14 protein-coding genes are annotated in these 17,801 nt (G+C 40.1%); 13 read left to right on the forward strand and 1 reads right to left on the reverse strand.

All coding sequences use genetic code 11. The features are described 5' to 3' along the window. Positions 1-63 precede the first annotated feature (63 nt). The 3 genes from rbfA to rpsO all read left to right on the forward strand — a co-directional run bounded on the left by rbfA (position 64) and on the right by rpsO (position 1,860). Positions 64-495, forward strand: a complete 432-nt coding sequence (rbfA, locus tag AAEY97_RS01120; protein WP_101085742.1) for a 30S ribosome-binding factor RbfA — start codon at positions 64-66, stop codon at positions 493-495. Then, on the forward strand, positions 495-1,448 hold the full coding sequence (truB, locus tag AAEY97_RS01125) for a tRNA pseudouridine(55) synthase TruB (RefSeq protein WP_101085740.1): 954 nt from the start codon (positions 495-497) through the stop codon (positions 1,446-1,448). Before rbfA ends, truB begins: the two co-directional genes overlap by 1 nt. A gap of 142 nt (positions 1,449-1,590) precedes the next feature. Beyond that, positions 1,591-1,860, forward strand: coding sequence for a 30S ribosomal protein S15 (gene rpsO, locus AAEY97_RS01130; protein ID WP_011636467.1), 270 nt, complete (start codon positions 1,591-1,593; stop codon positions 1,858-1,860). A gap of 1,132 nt (positions 1,861-2,992) precedes the next feature. Here rpsO and AAEY97_RS01135 read toward each other — a convergent pair. Next, positions 2,993-5,029, reverse strand: a complete 2,037-nt coding sequence (locus tag AAEY97_RS01135; protein ID WP_101085738.1) for a putative bifunctional diguanylate cyclase/phosphodiesterase — start codon at positions 5,027-5,029, stop codon at positions 2,993-2,995. 398 nt (positions 5,030-5,427) lie between these two features. Here AAEY97_RS01135 and pnp point away from each other — a divergent pair, with 398 nt between their 5' ends. The 10 genes from pnp (at position 5,428) to AAEY97_RS01180 (ending at position 17,796) form a co-directional block, all read left to right on the forward strand. After that, positions 5,428-7,524 carry a polyribonucleotide nucleotidyltransferase gene (pnp, locus tag AAEY97_RS01140; protein ID WP_192114422.1) on the forward strand — a complete coding sequence of 699 codons (2,097 nt, stop codon included), beginning with the start codon at positions 5,428-5,430 and terminating at the stop codon, positions 7,522-7,524. 147 nt (positions 7,525-7,671) lie between these two features. Continuing rightward, positions 7,672-8,583, forward strand: coding sequence for a lipoprotein NlpI (gene nlpI / locus AAEY97_RS01145; RefSeq protein ID WP_350995915.1), 912 nt, complete (start codon positions 7,672-7,674; stop codon positions 8,581-8,583). A gap of 76 nt (positions 8,584-8,659) precedes the next feature. After that, positions 8,660-10,240, forward strand: coding sequence for a peptide chain release factor 3 (prfC, locus tag AAEY97_RS01150; protein WP_350995918.1), 1,581 nt, complete (start codon positions 8,660-8,662; stop codon positions 10,238-10,240). 81 nt (positions 10,241-10,321) lie between these two features. Continuing rightward, positions 10,322-10,516, forward strand: coding sequence for a DUF5363 family protein (locus tag AAEY97_RS21580; RefSeq protein ID WP_502959383.1), 195 nt, complete (start codon positions 10,322-10,324; stop codon positions 10,514-10,516). Continuing rightward, the gene (locus AAEY97_RS01155) at positions 10,509-11,270 is read left to right on the forward strand and encodes a TatD family hydrolase (RefSeq protein ID WP_101085728.1); all 762 of its coding nucleotides are present in this window, start codon (positions 10,509-10,511) and stop codon (positions 11,268-11,270) included. Before AAEY97_RS21580 ends, AAEY97_RS01155 begins: the two co-directional genes overlap by 8 nt. A 177-nt stretch (positions 11,271-11,447) precedes the next feature. Continuing rightward, complete coding sequence (locus AAEY97_RS01160; RefSeq protein ID WP_101085726.1) at positions 11,448-12,710, forward strand: NupC/NupG family nucleoside CNT transporter; 1,263 nt, start codon at positions 11,448-11,450, stop codon at positions 12,708-12,710. A 359-nt stretch (positions 12,711-13,069) separates the two neighbouring features. Beyond that, a complete protein-coding gene (locus AAEY97_RS01165) occupies positions 13,070-13,954 on the forward strand; it encodes a nucleoside-specific channel-forming Tsx family protein (protein WP_162022532.1) in 885 nt (294 codons plus the stop codon). A gap of 379 nt (positions 13,955-14,333) precedes the next feature. Beyond that, complete coding sequence (gene deoC / locus AAEY97_RS01170; protein WP_101085722.1) at positions 14,334-15,107, forward strand: deoxyribose-phosphate aldolase; 774 nt, start codon at positions 14,334-14,336, stop codon at positions 15,105-15,107. A gap of 127 nt (positions 15,108-15,234) precedes the next feature. Then, positions 15,235-16,566 (forward strand): thymidine phosphorylase, encoded by a 1,332-nt coding sequence (gene deoA, locus AAEY97_RS01175; RefSeq protein WP_011636477.1) that lies wholly within the window; start codon positions 15,235-15,237, stop codon positions 16,564-16,566. Between the two features lie 12 nt (positions 16,567-16,578). Continuing rightward, complete coding sequence (locus AAEY97_RS01180) at positions 16,579-17,796, forward strand: phosphopentomutase (RefSeq protein WP_350995924.1); 1,218 nt, start codon at positions 16,579-16,581, stop codon at positions 17,794-17,796. The last annotated feature ends 5 nt before the right edge of the window (positions 17,797-17,801 follow it).

Genomic DNA, 17,801 nt, shown 5'->3' on the forward strand with positions numbered 1-17,801 from the left:
CCAATGGAAGGGCGGCTTTAGCCGCCCTTTTTGATTGTAGACCTAACGATATGGCATATCATCATGGCAAAAGAATTTAGTCGTACCCGCCGTATTGCACAACAACTCCAGCAAGAACTGGCAATGGTGTTGCAACGCGATATGAAAGATCCTCGCATTGGTTTTGTCACAGTAAATGACGTCGACGTCTCTCGTGATTTAAGTTATGCAAAAGTTTATGTGACTTTTTTTGAAGAAGACACTGAACTTGTTCAACAAAAAATTGATGCGCTGACTGTAGCCGCGCCTTATGTACGTACTTTAGTTGCTGGACGTATGAAATTACGTGTTATGCCTGAATTACGTTTTATTTATGATAGTTCGCTAGTAGAAGGCATGCGTATGTCTAACCTAGTCACACAAGTCATAAATAAAGATAAAGCCAAACAGCAGCAATTTACGCCTGACGCACCTGATAACAGCGAGTCTGTTGATGGTGAAAAGGAGCAAGATTAATGGCTCGTCGCCCTAAAGGTCGCTTCATCGACGGAATCGTATTACTCGATAAAGATACTGGCATGAGCTCTAATTTTGCCCTGCAAAGAGTGAAGCGTTTTTTTAATGCCAATAAAGCTGGCCATACAGGTGCTTTAGACCCGTTAGCAACAGGTATGTTGCCTATTTGCCTCGGAGAAGCGACTAAGTTCTCTCAGCATCTATTAGATTCGGATAAGCGCTACCTGGTGACCGCTAAATTGGGTCAACGTACTGATACGAGTGACTCTGATGGGGAAGTCGTGCAAACGCGCCCTGTGAATGTGACTCAAGCATTACTAGATGAAAAGCTCGCGTTTTTTCGAGGAACCACTCAGCAAATACCGTCAATGTATTCGGCATTAAAATACCAAGGTCAACCTTTGTATAAATATGCCCGTGAGGGGATTGAAGTTCCACGTGAGTCACGGCCAATTACCGTATTTGAGCTAAATTTTATTAAGCTTGAAGGTGATGAACTAACCCTAGACATTCATTGTTCTAAAGGGACTTACATACGTACCATTATTGATGATTTAGGTGAAATGCTTGGATGTGGAGCACATGTTATTATGTTGCGTCGTACTCAAGTTGCCGAATATCCTTATGAAAAAATGGTTACCTTAGCGCAATTAGAAGCACTACTTGAACAAGCTCATAGACAAGATGTTGCTCCTCAGACCCTAATGGATCCGTTATTGTTACCAATGGACACTGCAGTGGCTAAATTCGCTGAAATTAACTTGCCTGAGGCGATGTTATATTACGTCATGCAAGGACAAGCAATTCAAGCAGCGGGACTTAAGCCTGATGAGTTAGTTCGTATCACTATTGGCGATGAACGTCGATTTGTTGGTATGGGTATCATGAATGATGATGGTTTATTAGCGCCAAAACGTTTGATTGTAATCCACGATAATGATACTGCTGAGTAGTCGAGTCGGTTTCGTCGTTGGCTTTTTCAGATAAATAATCGAATTTTATTGCGGTTAACTAACAATCTGGTTAGAATATCGCGCTCACTCTGGCTGAGTTAGTGATCGGCTAGAGATACATTTACTTTTTTTGGAGATACACATGTCACTAAGTGCTGAAACAAAAGCAAAAATTTTGGCTGATTTTGGTCGCTGCGAAAACGATACTGGTTCAACTGAAGTTCAAGTAGCTTTGTTAACTGCTCAAATTAATCACCTTCAAGGTCACTTTAAAGAGCACATCCATGATCACCACTCTCGTCGTGGTTTATTACGTATGGTTAGTGCACGCCGTAAGCTTTCTGCTTACTTAAAGCGTACTGACGTAGCTCGTTATACTGCTATGATCCAGAAGTTAGGTTTACGTCGTTAATTCGACATCTGCTTACTTTTGTAAGTAGTTTAACCGTAAAGAGGGAGGCCATAAGCCTCCTTTTTTTATTGCCTAAAATAATGAACTCGCCTCAAAATATTGCCAATCTCGTACCTATCAGTTGTCTTGGCGTTATCTACCCAATATATGGGAGTATTATCTTGGTAGTCTTTTATATCTTCAGGCTATTCTAATGGCTAAATATCCCAATGTAAGTTGTTGTACGATGTTTTGCTGGACGAGAACCGCTGTTTTTGTTCTTGCATTGTTTATACTCGCTTAATCCCACCCTGCTAGCTAATTTCATCGATATTTATCGTTTAATTGACTATGACTAATTTACGGTTCGATCTTTCATAGTCATCATGATTTCTGAATATTTTATTTCATTATTTCAGAAGATCTTGATTCAGAAACTATATGGCCATTTGATTAAAGATATAAGCTATTTATTTGTCTAAGCATTTACGTTTCAGCATAATCTTCAGGTTATTATTCATCTGCAACATCTTTTAACATCATACCCAACACAGTAAATTGAATACTTAAGTTGTTCCATAAACATAGGTGTGAGCACTCTTATATGATTTAACATTGAATGTAGACTAGAGATTGCAGGATTAAAGGCGTTAGGGCTCGCAGGAGTCGTTATCTAGTACAATCACACCAACAATTATGCAGTACCAAGAAAGTGCTAATCACTTGCTCAGGGACTTAATAGTCAATGCATGGGCTTTGACAACTTAATATCCTGCCATCGGCAACTTCTAGTGAGTGAGTAAATAAAACAACAATTTGAACCCTACATTTGTCTCAAACCATTACGGCAATGTACTAAGTTTGATGACCATTTCAATAGAGTGCTGCTAGGATTTTTTAGAGAATAGAGAATAGAGAATAGAGAATAGAGAATAGAGAATAGAGAATGCTTACAATTTTGCCGAAACAATTAAGCTCTTTAGATGAGGTAATATATAACCTGCCGAAGGTTAAGACTGCCACCTTTAGATAATACCGCTTTATTGTGACGAACTCGCCACAGACCAACCCAACTCTTACGATCAAGCTTTATTCATAATTGGCCGCTAATGAATACTTTGGCATGTCTGATTTAGGCTTGCGTTTGTTGCGGTTAAACATGCATTATTTTCGCGGTATTGCAGGCAATATATTTTTCTTCAAATTCTTCTATGGGTAATGGCTGGCTGAAGTAAAAACCTTGACCGATTTCACATTGATTTTCTTTTAACCATTCAAGTTGTTGAATGTTCTCAATACCCTCAGCAACAATGGTCAAATCTAGCTGGCGCCCCAGCATTAAAATAGTTGACGCAATTGCGCTATCTTCTGGAAGATCGCTAACAAATGCACGGTCAATTTTCATTGTGGTAATCGGCAAATGACGTAGATATGATAATGAAGAATATCCTGTGCCAAAATCATCGACCGCAATACCAAAACCCGCTGATTTGAGTTGTTCTAATTTGGTAATTGCTTGTTCAACATCATTCATCAGTGACGTTTCTGTAATTTCTATTTCAAGTAATTCCGGACGTATTTGATAACGGATCGCCAGTTGCTTAATATCAGGTACTAAACTGGCATCTGCAAATTGTTGCGAGGCCACATTCACAGCAATAGGGATAGCATAATTATATTTACGTTGCCATTCCCTGATGACTTTACAGCTTTGCTCGATAACCCAACGTCCAATAGGGATGATAATACCGGTTTCTTCGGCTACAGGGATAAATGACATAGGACTTATTAATCGGCCGTCTTTTTGCCAGCGAATAAGAGCTTCACATCCGACGACTTTATTGGTCTTTAAGTCAAATTTAGGTTGAAAATATAATAAAAACTCGTTGTTTTTCAGAGCATCGTGTAACGAGGCTTCTGTACGTAATCTCACTGCAGCACGTTCGGTCATTTGTTGTTTAAAGAACGACCATTGATTAGAACCAGCGGCTTTAGCGCTGTACATGGCAATATCTGCATGACGAATTAAATCCTCTGCGGTGTTACCATCTTCTGGATATATCGATATACCGATAGACGCCGCTGGGTGAATAGCATGTTCGTTTAGCTGAATTGGAGTATTTAATTGGATCAGCAACTTATCAACAAAATCAGCTGCTTGTGATGGGGTTTGAATTTCATCGGCTAAAATCACAAATTCATCGCCGCCTAAGCGCGCTACGCTACCTCGATCACCTACCACTCTTTCTAAAATACGTGCGATTCGGGCGAGGAATTGATCTCCTAATGCATGACCTAAAGAGTCATTGACGTTTTTAAAACGATCTAAGTCTATAAAAAGTAGTGCAAAATTTCGCTTATGAACACGTGAACGTTGAATTGTCACATTGAGTGTTTCTAACAATAAGGTTCGATTCGGTAGCCCTGTTAATGGGTCACGCGTCGCCATTTTTCGCAGTTTATTTTGAGTTTGGCTGAACTGTAATAAGATTTGATTAAATTTACTGGTCACTAGGCCTAATTCATCATCTTTATGGGCTTGAGACATCGGCAACAAGTTTTCATCTGGATAGTCTGGATCAATTTTATCAATAGCTTCACTAATGCGTGCGATGGGTTGTGTTAAAAAACGATGAAACACCACTGTCAATACTAAAGTGAGCAATAGTGCGCGAGCCAATGTCGCTATTAGCCCAAGTTGTAGCTGACTAAAGAGTTTAGTCGTCAGTTTTTGGGTGTCGTAAAAAATGGTCAATGTGCCAATGAGTTGCTGTTGTTTGTTGCCTTCAAAGTAGAACGGACGATACAGCGAACGGGAAATTTCTTTCAAATTACCAAAAAGACGATTACTTAATGATATGTAATTATTGGAAAACTCATCAGATTCATTGGCCACAGATACAAATAGCGAACCATCATCAAGCTCAATGACCGCTGAACCGACGTTATCTACTTTGATGATGCCTTCGAGTGTTTGACTAGCAAGTTTGTCGTCTAACGACCATACCGCATTCGTAGTGGTTTGCTCGACGGAATTGAGTAGTTCTTGCTGTGCTGCTGTAAGCTGTTGTTTAGTCGTTATAACAACTAACGCAATTTCTACGATAAAGATGGCAATTGCAAAAAACAAAGCAGTAAATACCACTAAGTTAGTTTGTTTCCATGTAAGAGACTTAAAACGGGCAGTCATGTATTATTCCATGTCATATAAGTGACTAATTCTACGTTGGTTTTAGCATTTTAAAATGCTAAAGTTACTCATGATTTATAGGTTCTATTAAATCAATCTTAACGTGGCTAATTAATTCGTTAACCCTTACAAAAATTGACACTATTAGCTACAACTTTAGTCAAATTCATCTGTCTTGTCATCAATAATCAAATCAAATAGCAAACCTCAGGTCACTTAATCGTAAAGTTTTTTGCTTAATAACGTCTAAATCATTTGTTAATACGATGATCTCATGTAGGAAAATGATTATTTTAAAGATTTTCACATTCTGTAACTCGCGTCTATTTAACTATTCGGTCTAATTGAAGTATACTTGTGCGCGTAATTAAAGGTCATTAAATTAAGGAATGGGTCACGTGAATCCAATTGTAAAGAGTTTTGAGTATGGTCAACATACAGTCACCTTAGAAACAGGTGTTATTGCACGTCAAGCTGATGCTGCAGTTTTAGCAAGCATGGGCGATACCACAGTATTAGTTACTGTAGTTGGTAAAAAAGTAGCGGATTTAAGCCGTGACTTCTTCCCGCTAACTGTTAACTATCAAGAAAAAACCTATGCTGCAGGTAAAATTCCTGGTGGTTTCTTCAAGCGTGAAGGCCGTCCATCAGAAGATGAAACTCTGATTGCGCGTCTAATTGACCGTCCTATTCGTCCTTTATTCCCTAACGGTTTTAAAAACGAAGTTCAAGTTATCATCACTGTGGTTTCTGTTGATCCACAAATCGAGCCAGATATTGTTTCGATGATTGGTACCTCAGCAGCGTTAGCTATTTCTGGTATTCCTTTCAGTGGCCCACTAGGTGCTGCGCGTGTTGGTTATATCAACGATGAATATGTACTTAACCCAACAGTTGATCAGCTTGCAACAAGTTCACTAAACCTAGTGGTTGCGGGTACTAAAGCTGCTGTACTTATGGTTGAATCTGAAGCTAAAGCGCTTGCAGAAGAAATCATGTTAGGTGCGGTAACTTACGGACATGATCAACAACAAGTTGTTGTTGATGCTATTGCCGAGTTCAAGGCTGAAGCTGGCAAACCAACATGGGATTGGACTGCACCAGTTCAAGATCAAGTGTTAGTTGCTAAAATCAAAGATCTTGCAGAAGCTGGCATGACAGAAGCTTACCAAATTGAAGTTAAACAAGACCGCTATGTACAAGTCGGTATTGTTAAAGCTACTGCTAAAGCTGCACTAGTTGCAGAGAATCCAGATGTTGATACTCGTGAAGTAGACAACTTACTCGGTAGTTTAGAGAAAAGCGTTGTTCGCGGCCGTATTATCAGTGGTAAGCCTCGTATCGATGGTCGTGAACCAGATATGATCCGCGCGTTAAGTGTTTTAGCGGGTGTACTTCCACGTACTCACGGTAGTTCATTATTTACACGTGGTGAAACTCAAGCATTAGTAACCTGTACTTTAGGTACTGAACGTGATGCGCAGAAGATTGATAGCATCATGGGCGAACGTACTAATCGCTTTATGCTTCATTATAACTTCCCTCCGTATTCTGTTGGTGAAACAGGTATGGTTGGCTCACCTAAGCGCCGCGAAATCGGTCATGGTAAGTTAGCATGGCGTGGTATGAATGCCGTGATGCCTTCAGCTGAAGAATTCCCGTACAGCATTCGTGTTGTATCTGAAATTACTGAATCTAACGGTTCAAGCTCAATGGCTTCAGTATGTGGTACTTCATTAGCATTGATGGATGCAGGTGTACCAATCAAGACTTCTGTTGCGGGTATTGCAATGGGTCTAGTTAAAGAAGGCGACGATTTTGTTGTGCTTTCTGACATCTTAGGCGATGAAGATCACTTAGGCGATATGGACTTTAAAGTAGCCGGTACTCGTGATGGTATTACTGCATTGCAGATGGATATCAAAATCGAAGGTATCACTAAAGAAATCATGGATATCGCACTGCAACAGGCTTATGGTGCTCGTGTTCATATTCTAAACGTTATGGATCAAGCTATTGGTTCGCATCGTGACGATATTTCTGCCCATGCTCCACGAATCACTACCATCAAGATTAACCCTGAGAAGATCCGTGACGTTATTGGTAAAGGCGGTGCGGTAATTCGTGCGCTTACCGAAGAAACGGGTACTACAATTGAGCTTGATGATAATGGTACTGTGAAGATTGCCTCTTCAAACGGTGAAGCGACTAAAGAAGCAATCCGTCGTATTGAAGAAATCACTGCAGAAGTTGAAGTGGGCCGTATCTACAACGGTAAAGTTATTCGTATCGTTGATTTTGGTGCGTTCGTTAACATTCTTCCTGGTAAAGACGGTTTAGTTCACATCTCGCAAATTAGCGATGAGCGTGTTGCTAACGTGTCAGACCATTTAGAGATGAACCAAGAAGTCGCTGTTAAAGTAATGGAAGTGGATCGTCAAGGTCGTGTAAGACTATCAATTAAAGAAGCTCAAGCAAAAGAAACTGCTGAGTAATGTAATTTAAAGGCTTAACGACACAAAAGGAGATCATTTGATCTCCTTTTTTTTATCTATAAAAAAATAATCTGTAATGTGCATGGCTCTTAGATTGCCAGATTGCTATGATATTGAATATTAATAGAACCTGATAAGGTAAAGCGGATGGAATGTAAACTACGCACCACAATCGTTGCCGTTGTTGTCGGTGCAAGTATGTTGTTGTCAGGGTGTGCTGCAACGTTAGGTTCAAATGATAATATTGCAGGGCAGATGATTGTCGCGCCGGTTATGCCTGATTATAAATTAGAAGTGACACTCGCAAAGCTAAATGAAATTTTAGCTTCCATGGAGTTAACTGACGAACAACGTGCACGTTTTCATTACGATCGAGGGGTCATTTATGACAGTGTCGGATTACGTCTACTTGGCAGAATCGATTTTCATCAAGCATTAAAATTACAACCTGATCTAGCCGATGCATATAACTTTCTTGGTATTTATTACACTCAAGAAGGCGAGTTTGATAGTGCTTATGAAGCATTTGATGGTGTACTCGAACTGTCACCAAACTATGACTATGCCTTTTTAAATCGTGGTATTGCATTATATTATGGCGAACGTTACGAATTAGCCGTTGATGATATGAAAGCATTCTATGATCGTGACCCAAGTGACGGTTATCGAGCTTTATGGTTGTATTTGATGTCTTCCTCAATCGATAGTAAGCCTGCTTTGGCAGACCTTGCGATACAGCGTCAGCAGTTAAAGGATAAAAACTGGTCTAGTGTGTTAGTCGATTTTTACTTAGGTAAGATAAATCAAGAACAAGTATTTGCTGCCGCAAAAGAAGGTTTGTCTCAGCCTAAAGAATATGCAGAACGTTTATGTGAAGCCTATTTTTACTTAGCGAAACATGCTGCTGAAAATGGTCAATATCAGCAAGCGGCTAATTTCTATCGTTTAACGTTAGCCACCAATATTTATGATTTTGTTGAGCATCGTTATGCGAGAATTGAATTAGCCAGAATGAAAAATATGATTCAACAATCTAACGAATTGTCATCTAAGAGCTAAAAAACACTTTGCCTAGCCAATTCTATCGATAGGCGCTATAATTTGCGCCTTTTTTAGCGGCTAGTGCAAGGTTAACATGTCAGGCAATAAAGTTGAGGTCGACAAGCGTCGTACCTTCGCCATCATTTCGCACCCCGATGCGGGTAAAACCACCATCACCGAAAAAGTGCTTTTATTCGGAAATGCCTTACAAAAGGCTGGCACGGTAAAAGGCAAAAAGTCTGGTCAACATGCTAAATCTGATTGGATGGAAATGGAAAAAGATCGTGGTATTTCGATTACCACCTCTGTGATGCAATTCCCTTACGGTGGCGCGCTCATCAATTTACTTGATACGCCTGGTCACGAAGACTTTTCGGAAGACACCTACCGTACACTAACCGCAGTAGATTCATGTTTAATGGTTATCGACTCCGCTAAAGGTGTCGAAGATCGTACTATTAAGCTTATGGAAGTGACGCGCTTGCGTGACACGCCTATTGTGACATTCATGAACAAATGTGACCGCGATATTCGTGATCCCATTGAATTGATGGATGAAGTAGAAGACATCTTAAAAATAGCTTGTGCACCGATTACTTGGCCAATTGGTTCAGGTAAGGAATTTAAAGGTGTGTATCATATTCTGCGTGATGAAATCATTTTATACCAGAGCGGTATGGGTCATACAATTCAAGATGAGCGTATTATCAAAGGATTACATAATCCTGAATTAGATAAAGTTCTTGGATCGTATGCCTCTGAAATACGTGATGAAATGGAACTGGTCGCTGGCGCTTCAAATGAATTCAATCAAGAAGCTTTTCTAAAAGGCGAGCTTACGCCAGTATATTTTGGTACAGCCTTAGGTAACTTTGGTGTGGATCATATTTTGGATGGTATCGTGGAATGGGCTCCAAAGCCGCTTCCCCGTGAAAGTGATGTACGAAATGTCACGCCTGATGAAGGAAAGTTTTCTGGCTTTATTTTTAAGATACAAGCCAATATGGATCCAAAACATCGAGACCGTGTTGCTTTTATGCGTGTTTGCTCGGGTAGATATGAACAAGGTATGAAAATGCACCATGTTCGCATCGGTAAAGATGTCAATGTCAGTGATGCTTTGACCTTTATGGCTGGTGATCGAAGTCGTGCCGAAGTGGCGTACCCAGGCGATATTATTGGATTACATAATCATGGCACCATGCGAATTGGTGATACATTTACTCAAGGCGAAAAACTTCGCTTTACTGGGGTGCCAAACTTTGCACCTGAAATGTTCCGTCGTATTCGTTTAAAAGATCCACTAAAACAAAAGCAGCTGCTTAAAGGGTTAGTGCAATTATCTGAAGAGGGAGCCGTTCAGGTCTTCAGACCAATTGATTCTAACGATTTAATCGTAGGTGCGGTTGGTGTGCTACAGTTTGAAGTAGTTGTTGGACGCTTAAAAAGTGAATATAACGTAGAAGCTATTTACGAAGGTATCAGTGTGAGTACCGCACGTTGGGTGTATTGCAAAGATGAACGTAAATTAGAAGAGTTTCGACGTAAATGTAGTCAAAATTTAGCCCTAGATGGCGGTAATAACTTGACCTATATTGCTCCTACTATGGTGAATCTAAACTTATCGATGGAACGCTACCCTGATGTTGAGTTTGCCAAAACACGCGAACATTAAATGTTAAGAAGTTTTTTACAGATATGTTAAAAAAGGTGGCTGTGCCGCCTTTTTTATTATTATTTTTAACAGGGAATTAAGATGATTAAGGCTATTTTTAGGCTATTTATTGTAAAACCCTGGCAAAGGTACATTTTATGGTGTGATGAGATGGGGTTAACCCTAGAAAATAAACGCAGCTGTGTACCACGATTGAGCGAACCTAAAAATGAAGCATCGACATCTGAGCCCGTCATAAATCAGAATGGCAATAAAAAAGAGCAACCTTATGATTGATACTCATGCTCATCTCGACATGTCAGAGTTCGATGATGATAGAACACAATTATTTGATGCCATGCATCGCCATGGTATTAGCTCTGCTATTTTACCTGGTGTGTCGGTTGATAAATGGCAAAAGCAAATTCTAATAGCACAGCAGTTTAATTGCTATTTCTCCCTTGGTATTCATCCGTGGTACGTGCCTGAGGACATTGATGCTGCCATTATTAAGCTTGAAGCAACGATACAACAATATAGCAAGAATAGGCGTTTGGTTGCTGTTGGGGAGTGTGGGCTGGATAAATTGCACCATTGGTCGGATAAACAATTGTTGTTACTTGAGAAACAGTTATCGCTTGCTCAAATTTACCAATTACCCGTCATTTTACATGCTGTTAAAGCTCACCAAGAATTATTGTCAATGTTGGCACATATTAGACTGCCTAAAGGCGGCGTAGTGCATGGGTTCTATGGCAATAGTGAAATTGCGAAACGTTATATTTCACTCGGTTTTAAATTAGGTGTTGGTGCTTTAATACTCAATCCAAGTGCGAAAAAGCTCCGAGAAACAGTGGTTAATTTACCTTTAGAACACTTTTTATTGGAAACTGATTCACCAAGTATGCCTCCTTTTGATCATCCTAAATCACGTAATACCCCTCTTATTCTTCCTCGAATTGTGTCCGAAATCGCATTTTTAAAGAAAAAGCCGACTGTTTGTATATTAGAACAGTTGAATAAAAATGCATTGCAACTGTTTGAGCTTTAATTGTTTTTTAATGAACATAGAGACATAAATTGTTTTTAATGTCGTAAGGGTTTGAAATTAAACTTTAAAAACTTGATCAAAACGACGCTTTTCGTTTCACGCTCAGTTATAATCATCAGCGGAAATTAGGTGAGTTAACAACATTCAAAAAAACTGTTAACAAAAGGGTGATGATTAATGGATATAGTAATGAGTTTAGTAGGGGTGGTCACCTTACTATTGATAGGTTTTGCACTATCAAATAATAGAAAAGCAATTAGTGTACGTACCGTTGGTGGTGCTTTAGCAATTCAAGCATTCTTCGCTGGTTTCGTATTATATGTTCCAATCGGTAAAGATATTCTGAAAGGTGTTTCTGACGCAGTATCAAGTGTGATTAGTTATGCACAAGCAGGTACTAGCTTCTTATTTGGTGATTTAGCTAACTTTAAAGTTGGTTTTATTTTCGCCATCAACGTATTACCTGTCATTATATTCTTCTCTTCTTTAATTGCAGTGCTTTACTATTTAGGCATTATGCAGTGGATCATCCGCATTATTGGTGGCGGTCTACAAAAAGCATTAGGCACAAGCCGCACTGAATCAATGTCAGCAACAGCGAACATTTTCGTTGGTCAAACTGAAGCACCGTTAGTTGTGCGTCCGTTTATTGCTACTATGACTCAATCAGAGTTATTCGCCATCATGGTGGGTGGTTTAGCATCAATCGCTGGTTCTGTATTAGCGGGTTACGCGCAAATGGGTGTTCCAATTGCATACTTAGTTGCAGCGTCATTCATGGCGGCACCAGGTGGCCTATTAATGGCTAAACTGATGCACCCAGAAACAGAAGCGGCTATCAATGAAATGGACGATCTACCAGATGATCCTGATAAGCCAGCAAACGTGTTAGATGCTGCTGCTTCAGGTGCTGCATCAGGTATGCACCTTGCATTGAACGTTGGTGCTATGTTGATCGCATTCGTTGGATTAATTGCAATGGTCAACGGTATCATCGGTGGCGTAACAGGTTGGTTCGGTTTAGAGGGTATTACGCTAGAACTTATCCTTGGTTATATCTTTATGCCTCTAGCTTTCTTAATCGGTGTACCTTGGAACGAAGCGCTTGTTGCTGGTTCTTTCATCGGTCAAAAGATTGTTGTTAACGAATTTGTTGCTTACTTAAACTTCGCTCCGTATCTACTAGATGCATCTGCTGAAGGCTTTAAAGTAGTAGCTGAAACTGGCGCAATGATGTCAGACCGTACTAAAGCGATTATCTCTTTCGCATTGTGTGGATTCGCTAACTTATCTTCTATTGCAATCTTACTTGGTGGTTTAGGTGCTATGGCTCCTTCACGTCGCCATGACCTTGCAAAACTAGGTATCCGTGCTGTTATCGCTGGTTCATTAGCTAACTTAATGAGCGCGACATTAGCCGGTTTATTCTTAGCTATCTAAGTTAAGAGTAATTCCAGGGGGAATACCTCCTACAGCTGGGTCTTTACTTTAATAATTATTAGAGACCCAGTTTTGTAATAAAGTTGTTATTGATTTTTGTGTTAATCCACCGTTTCCCAATACGAAGTTATGCTGTTTTAGTGATTGCAAAAGAGGATGCATTAAATTCTCTAGTCAAGATTGAAATGTCAAATTGTTAATGATGTGTGGACAAAAAGTCGCGACATTGTTCACAAAAAAGAATTTTGTATTCGTTTTTTATCGATTAAATATTGAGATTTATATCAGTAACGGTAAAATACGAATGATTAAAAAGAAGTGCTATCCAAGAAGATAGTTAAATAATATACATGGGGTTGATGATGAAAAAATTAAATACTTTAGTATTAGCAAGTACCGTAGCACTAGCGGGCTCTGCATTTACTGTTTCTGCTGCTGAACAAACTGGTGACATTCACGCTAATGATTATAAGTGGATGCAGTTTAACATTATGTACGCAATCGATGAGCATCCAATTGCAAACGAAGATGAAGCTACCCATAACTATTTAGAGATGGAGTTTGGTGGACGTTCTGGTTTTGTTGACCTATATGGTTATGTTGATGTTTTCAACTTAGGCAACAGTGATTCAGGCGATAAAGCTGACGGCGCGAGCAAAATGTTCATGAAGTTAGCTCCTCGTTTTTCTCTTGATGCTATTACTGGTAAAGATTTATCTTTCGGCCCAGTTCAAGAAGTATATTTATCTACTCTATTTAACTGGGGTGGCGGCGCTATCAATACCGATGGTAATGGTGCTGGCGATGTTAACATGTCTTTCTGGGGTGTTGGTGCGGATGTAATGGTTCCATGGTTAGGTAAAACTGGCATGAACATGTTCGCTAGTTATGATATTAACCGTAAAGACTGGAATGGTTACCAATTCTCAGCTAACTGGTTCAAGCCATTTGTTTTCTTCGATGACAAGAGCTTTTTATCTTTCCAAGGTTATGTTGATTACCAATTTGACATGGACGAAGAATATTCAGGCCAAAACAGTGATGGTAACTATAACAACACTGAACACGGTGGCGCTGGTTTCTTAGGTCTTTACTACCATACAGACCGTTTTGCTTTAGGTTATGGTGCTAAATACTTCTACCACTCATACGGCTTAAATGACAATGCATTTAAGAATCAGTTCTTTGATGGTTTGAATACAACAGGTTGGACTCACTTCCTAACCGCAACTTACAAAATCTAGTTTTTTTGTATATGAGTTGTTGGAGCCGCTTTTAGCGGCTCCATATTTTACAATAAATGCAAATCGAACTTTCATTTAAAATCATTGCCTAATAAGAGTGTTTTTATATAAAAGTTTGTACCCTACAAAGTTTTATTTTTACGCGCTAAAATGGATTTTTCGCGGAACAGTTGAAACAATTATCTTTGTTTTATCTTTTCCGGTCTTCAAGGATTCAAGTCGTGGTACTCGTTATCAGATTGAATACTTAGGTTAGTAAATAGTAGTAAGATTTACTGGCAATACTGAAGGCCCGGCCATAATTATAATCATATGCCAGCTACATAGTGTTGCCTGAAAAAAATTTATCAACTTTGATTTATCGTTTCGGAGAGCAATTATGACTGATTTAAAAAAAGCGGCACAACGTGGTATTGAATTAATGGATTTAACCACTTTAAATGACGATGATACTGATCAAAAGGTCATCGATTTGTGCCATAAAGCCAAGTCTCCAGCAGGTAATACTGCCGCAATTTGTATTTATCCTCGTTTTATTCCTATTGCACGTAAAACACTAAATGAACTTGATTGTGAAGACATTAAAATTGCAACCGTAACTAATTTTCCACACGGTAATGATGATATTGCCATCGCAGTACTAGAAACTCGTGCCGCAGTTGCCTATGGTGCTGATGAAGTCGATGTTGTGTTTCCATACCGTGCATTAATGGAAGGTAACGAAACCGTCGGTTTTGAATTGGTTAAAGCCTGTAAGGAAGAGTGCGGCGATGATGCGATTTTAAAAGTTATCATCGAATCTGGTGTGTTGAAAGATCCAGCTTTGATCCGTAAAGCATCAGAATTAGCTATCGATGCCGGTGCTGATTTTATTAAAACATCAACGGGTAAAGTACCGGTGAACGCCACACTTGAAGCGGCTGAAATTATGCTAACTGTAATCAGTGAGAAAAATCGCAATGTAGGCTTTAAGCCTGCCGGCGGTGTTCGTGATGCAGCACAAACAGCAGAGTTTTTAGACTTGGCTGCGCGCATTTTGGGTGCTGATTGGGTTACCCCACAAACTTTCCGTTTTGGTGCATCTAGCTTATTAAATAGCTTATTACATACATTAGAATTAGTTGATACCCCTAAGCCTACTTCAGGTTACTAATCGCATAGATAGTCAAAAATCTCAGTATGGCCTTGGATCATTGTCGTACTGAGGCGCTATCACTTGATAGCATCCTATTATTAAAGGCGACCCCAAAGGTGATGGGTTGCCTAAAGGGAGACGTAACATGTTTTTAGCTCAAGAAATTATACGCAAAAAACGTAATGGCGATGTATTAAGCACTGCAGAAATTCAATTCTTTGTTGATGGCATTACTCATAATACGGTTTCAGAAGGCCAAATTGCTGCGTTCGGCATGGCAGTGTATTTCAAAGATATGAATATGGACGAACGGATTGCATTAACGATTGCAATGCGCGATTCCGGAACCGTATTAAATTGGGATTCTCTCGGCCTCAATGGCCCTATTATCGATAAGCATAGCACTGGTGGTGTTGGCGATGTAATCAGCCTAATGCTTGGCCCTATGGCTGCAGCTTGTGGCGGTTATGTACCAATGATTTCAGGTCGTGGCTTAGGTCACACCGGTGGTACGTTAGATAAATTTGATGCTATTCCTGGCTATCAAACTGAGCCTTCAAGTGAATTATTCCGCAAAGTGGTTAAAGACGCTGGTGTTGCCATTATTGGTCAAACCGGTGACTTAGTCCCTGCTGATAAGCGTTTCTATTCGATTCGTGATAATACTGCCACCGTTGAATCTATCTCACTTATCACCGCATCTATTTTATCTAAAAAGTTAGCCGCGGGGCTTGATGCTCTTGCAATGGATGTCAAAGTCGGCAGCGGTGCATTTATGCCTACTTACGAAGCATCTGAAGAATTAGCTCGCAGTATTACTGCTGTTGCTAATGGCGCAGGAACTAAAACAACGGCATTGTTAACTGACATGAACCAAGTATTGGCTTCGTGTGCAGGTAATGCGGTTGAGGTTCGTGAGGCGATAAACTTTTTGACTGGTCAATATCGTAATCCACGTTTATATGCTGTCACCATGGGATTATGTGCAGAAATGCTAATTTTGGGTGGTATTGCACAGAATGAAGCAGAAGCTCGTCATAAACTAAATACTGTATTAGATAATGGTAAAGCAGCAGAGGCATTTGCTAAAATGGTGTCTGGCTTAGGTGGCCCAACAGATTTTGTTGAGGCATATGATAAGTATTTACCTCATGCGAAAATTGTACGACCTGTATATGCCAATACATCTGGCTTTGCTTACAAAATGGATACACGAGAACTTGGTTTAGCCGTAGTGACCTTAGGTGGTGGACGTCGCAAACCAGGTGATGCACTGGATTACAGTGTTGGATTAACTCAAGTATGCGCATTGGGTCAGGAAGTTAACAAAGATGTTCCGTTAGCGATGATCCATGCTCAATCTGAAGATGCTTTCGCCGAAGCTGCCGCTGCTATTCAGCAAGCCATTATTATTGGTGATAGCGCGCCTGAGAAAACGCCTGAAATATATCGTTATATTCGCGCTTCAGATTTATAAAGGAAACAAATAATGAAACGTACTTTTATCTTAATGCTCGACTCTTTTGGTGTTGGTGCTGCTACCGACGCCGATAAGTTTGGTGACGTTGGCTCTGATACTTTTGGTCACATCGCGCAAGCTTGTGCTGACGGCAAAGCGGATATCGGCCGTCAAGGTCCATTGAAATTACCTAATCTTGCTCGCTTTGGTCTAGGCCATGCTGGTTTTGAAAGTACGGGTAAATTTGCTGCTGGATTTGCTGATAATGTCGAACTCATCGGTGCTTATGGCCATGCTGACGAATTAAGTTCAGGCAAAGACACTCCAAGTGGTCACTGGGAAATGGCGGGTGTTCCTGTCCTTTATGAGTGGGGTTATTTTAGTGACCTAACCAATTCATTTCCGAAAGAACTCACAGATAAAATCCTTGAACGCGCTGGTTTAGATGGGTTTTTAGGTAACTGCCATGCGTCAGGGACTCAAATTCTTGAAGAGTTAGGCGAAGAGCACATGAAAACAGGCAAGCCTATTTTCTATACCTCTGCTGACTCTGTATTCCAAATAGCATGTCATGAAGAAAGTTTTGGTGTAGAAAACCTATACAACTTGTGCAAAATAGCGCGTGAAGAGTTAGAGCCTTATAACATTGGTCGCGTAATTGCTCGTCCGTTTGTTGGCACTGGCGCTGCTGATTTCGCTCGTACTGGTAACCGTCATGATTATGCGGTATTACCACCAGCGCCTACGGTATTAGATAAGCTTAAAGATGCTGGCGGTGAAGTGGTTAGTATCGGTAAAATTTCTGATATATATGCGCACAGCGGTATTACTCAACAATTTAAAGCGACTGGTCTTGAAGAGTTATTTGACGAAACCTTAGCGCAAATTGAACGTGCTGGCGATAACACGATTGTGTTTACCAATTTTGTTGATTTTGACTCTCATTATGGTCATCGCCGTGACACTGCCGGTTATGCTAAAGCACTTGAGTACTTTGATTCTCGTTTACCGGAATTATTAGCGATTTTACAGCCTGAAGATTTAGTGGTTTTCACTGCTGATCATGGTTGTGATCCTACTTGGGTTGGCACTGAACATACTCGTGAACGTGTGCCGGTACTCGCTTATGGTGCAGGTTTATCTGCAGGCTCGCTAGGCCGTCGTAAGTCTTTTGCTGATATTGGCCAGTCTATTGCGAGTTATTTTGAGTTAGAACCGATGAATTATGGTGAATCTTTTATTAATTAGTCACA

Source organism: Shewanella sp. TB7-MNA-CIBAN-0143 (assembly GCF_040310065.1).
Taxonomy (GTDB): domain Bacteria; phylum Pseudomonadota; class Gammaproteobacteria; order Enterobacterales; family Shewanellaceae; genus Shewanella.

Excerpts from the sequence above, each read along its gene's own strand:
- rbfA (WP_101085742.1), top strand. The coding sequence starts at position 64 with ATGGCAAAAGAATTTAGTCGTACCCGCCGTATTGCACAACAACTCCAG.
- truB (WP_101085740.1), top strand. The coding sequence starts at position 495 with ATGGCTCGTCGCCCTAAAGGTCGCTTCATCGACGGAATCGTATTACTC.
- rpsO (WP_011636467.1), top strand. The coding sequence starts at position 1,591 with ATGTCACTAAGTGCTGAAACAAAAGCAAAAATTTTGGCTGATTTTGGT.
- AAEY97_RS01135 (WP_101085738.1), bottom strand. The coding sequence starts at position 5,029 with ATGACTGCCCGTTTTAAGTCTCTTACATGGAAACAAACTAACTTAGTG.
- nlpI (WP_350995915.1), top strand. The coding sequence starts at position 7,672 with ATGGAATGTAAACTACGCACCACAATCGTTGCCGTTGTTGTCGGTGCA.
- prfC (WP_350995918.1), top strand. The coding sequence starts at position 8,660 with ATGTCAGGCAATAAAGTTGAGGTCGACAAGCGTCGTACCTTCGCCATC.
- AAEY97_RS21580 (WP_502959383.1), top strand. The coding sequence starts at position 10,322 with ATGATTAAGGCTATTTTTAGGCTATTTATTGTAAAACCCTGGCAAAGG.
- AAEY97_RS01155 (WP_101085728.1), top strand. The coding sequence starts at position 10,509 with ATGATTGATACTCATGCTCATCTCGACATGTCAGAGTTCGATGATGAT.
- AAEY97_RS01160 (WP_101085726.1), top strand. The coding sequence starts at position 11,448 with ATGGATATAGTAATGAGTTTAGTAGGGGTGGTCACCTTACTATTGATA.
- AAEY97_RS01165 (WP_162022532.1), top strand. The coding sequence starts at position 13,070 with ATGATGAAAAAATTAAATACTTTAGTATTAGCAAGTACCGTAGCACTA.
- deoC (WP_101085722.1), top strand. The coding sequence starts at position 14,334 with ATGACTGATTTAAAAAAAGCGGCACAACGTGGTATTGAATTAATGGAT.
- deoA (WP_011636477.1), top strand. The coding sequence starts at position 15,235 with ATGTTTTTAGCTCAAGAAATTATACGCAAAAAACGTAATGGCGATGTA.
- AAEY97_RS01180 (WP_350995924.1), top strand. The coding sequence starts at position 16,579 with ATGAAACGTACTTTTATCTTAATGCTCGACTCTTTTGGTGTTGGTGCT.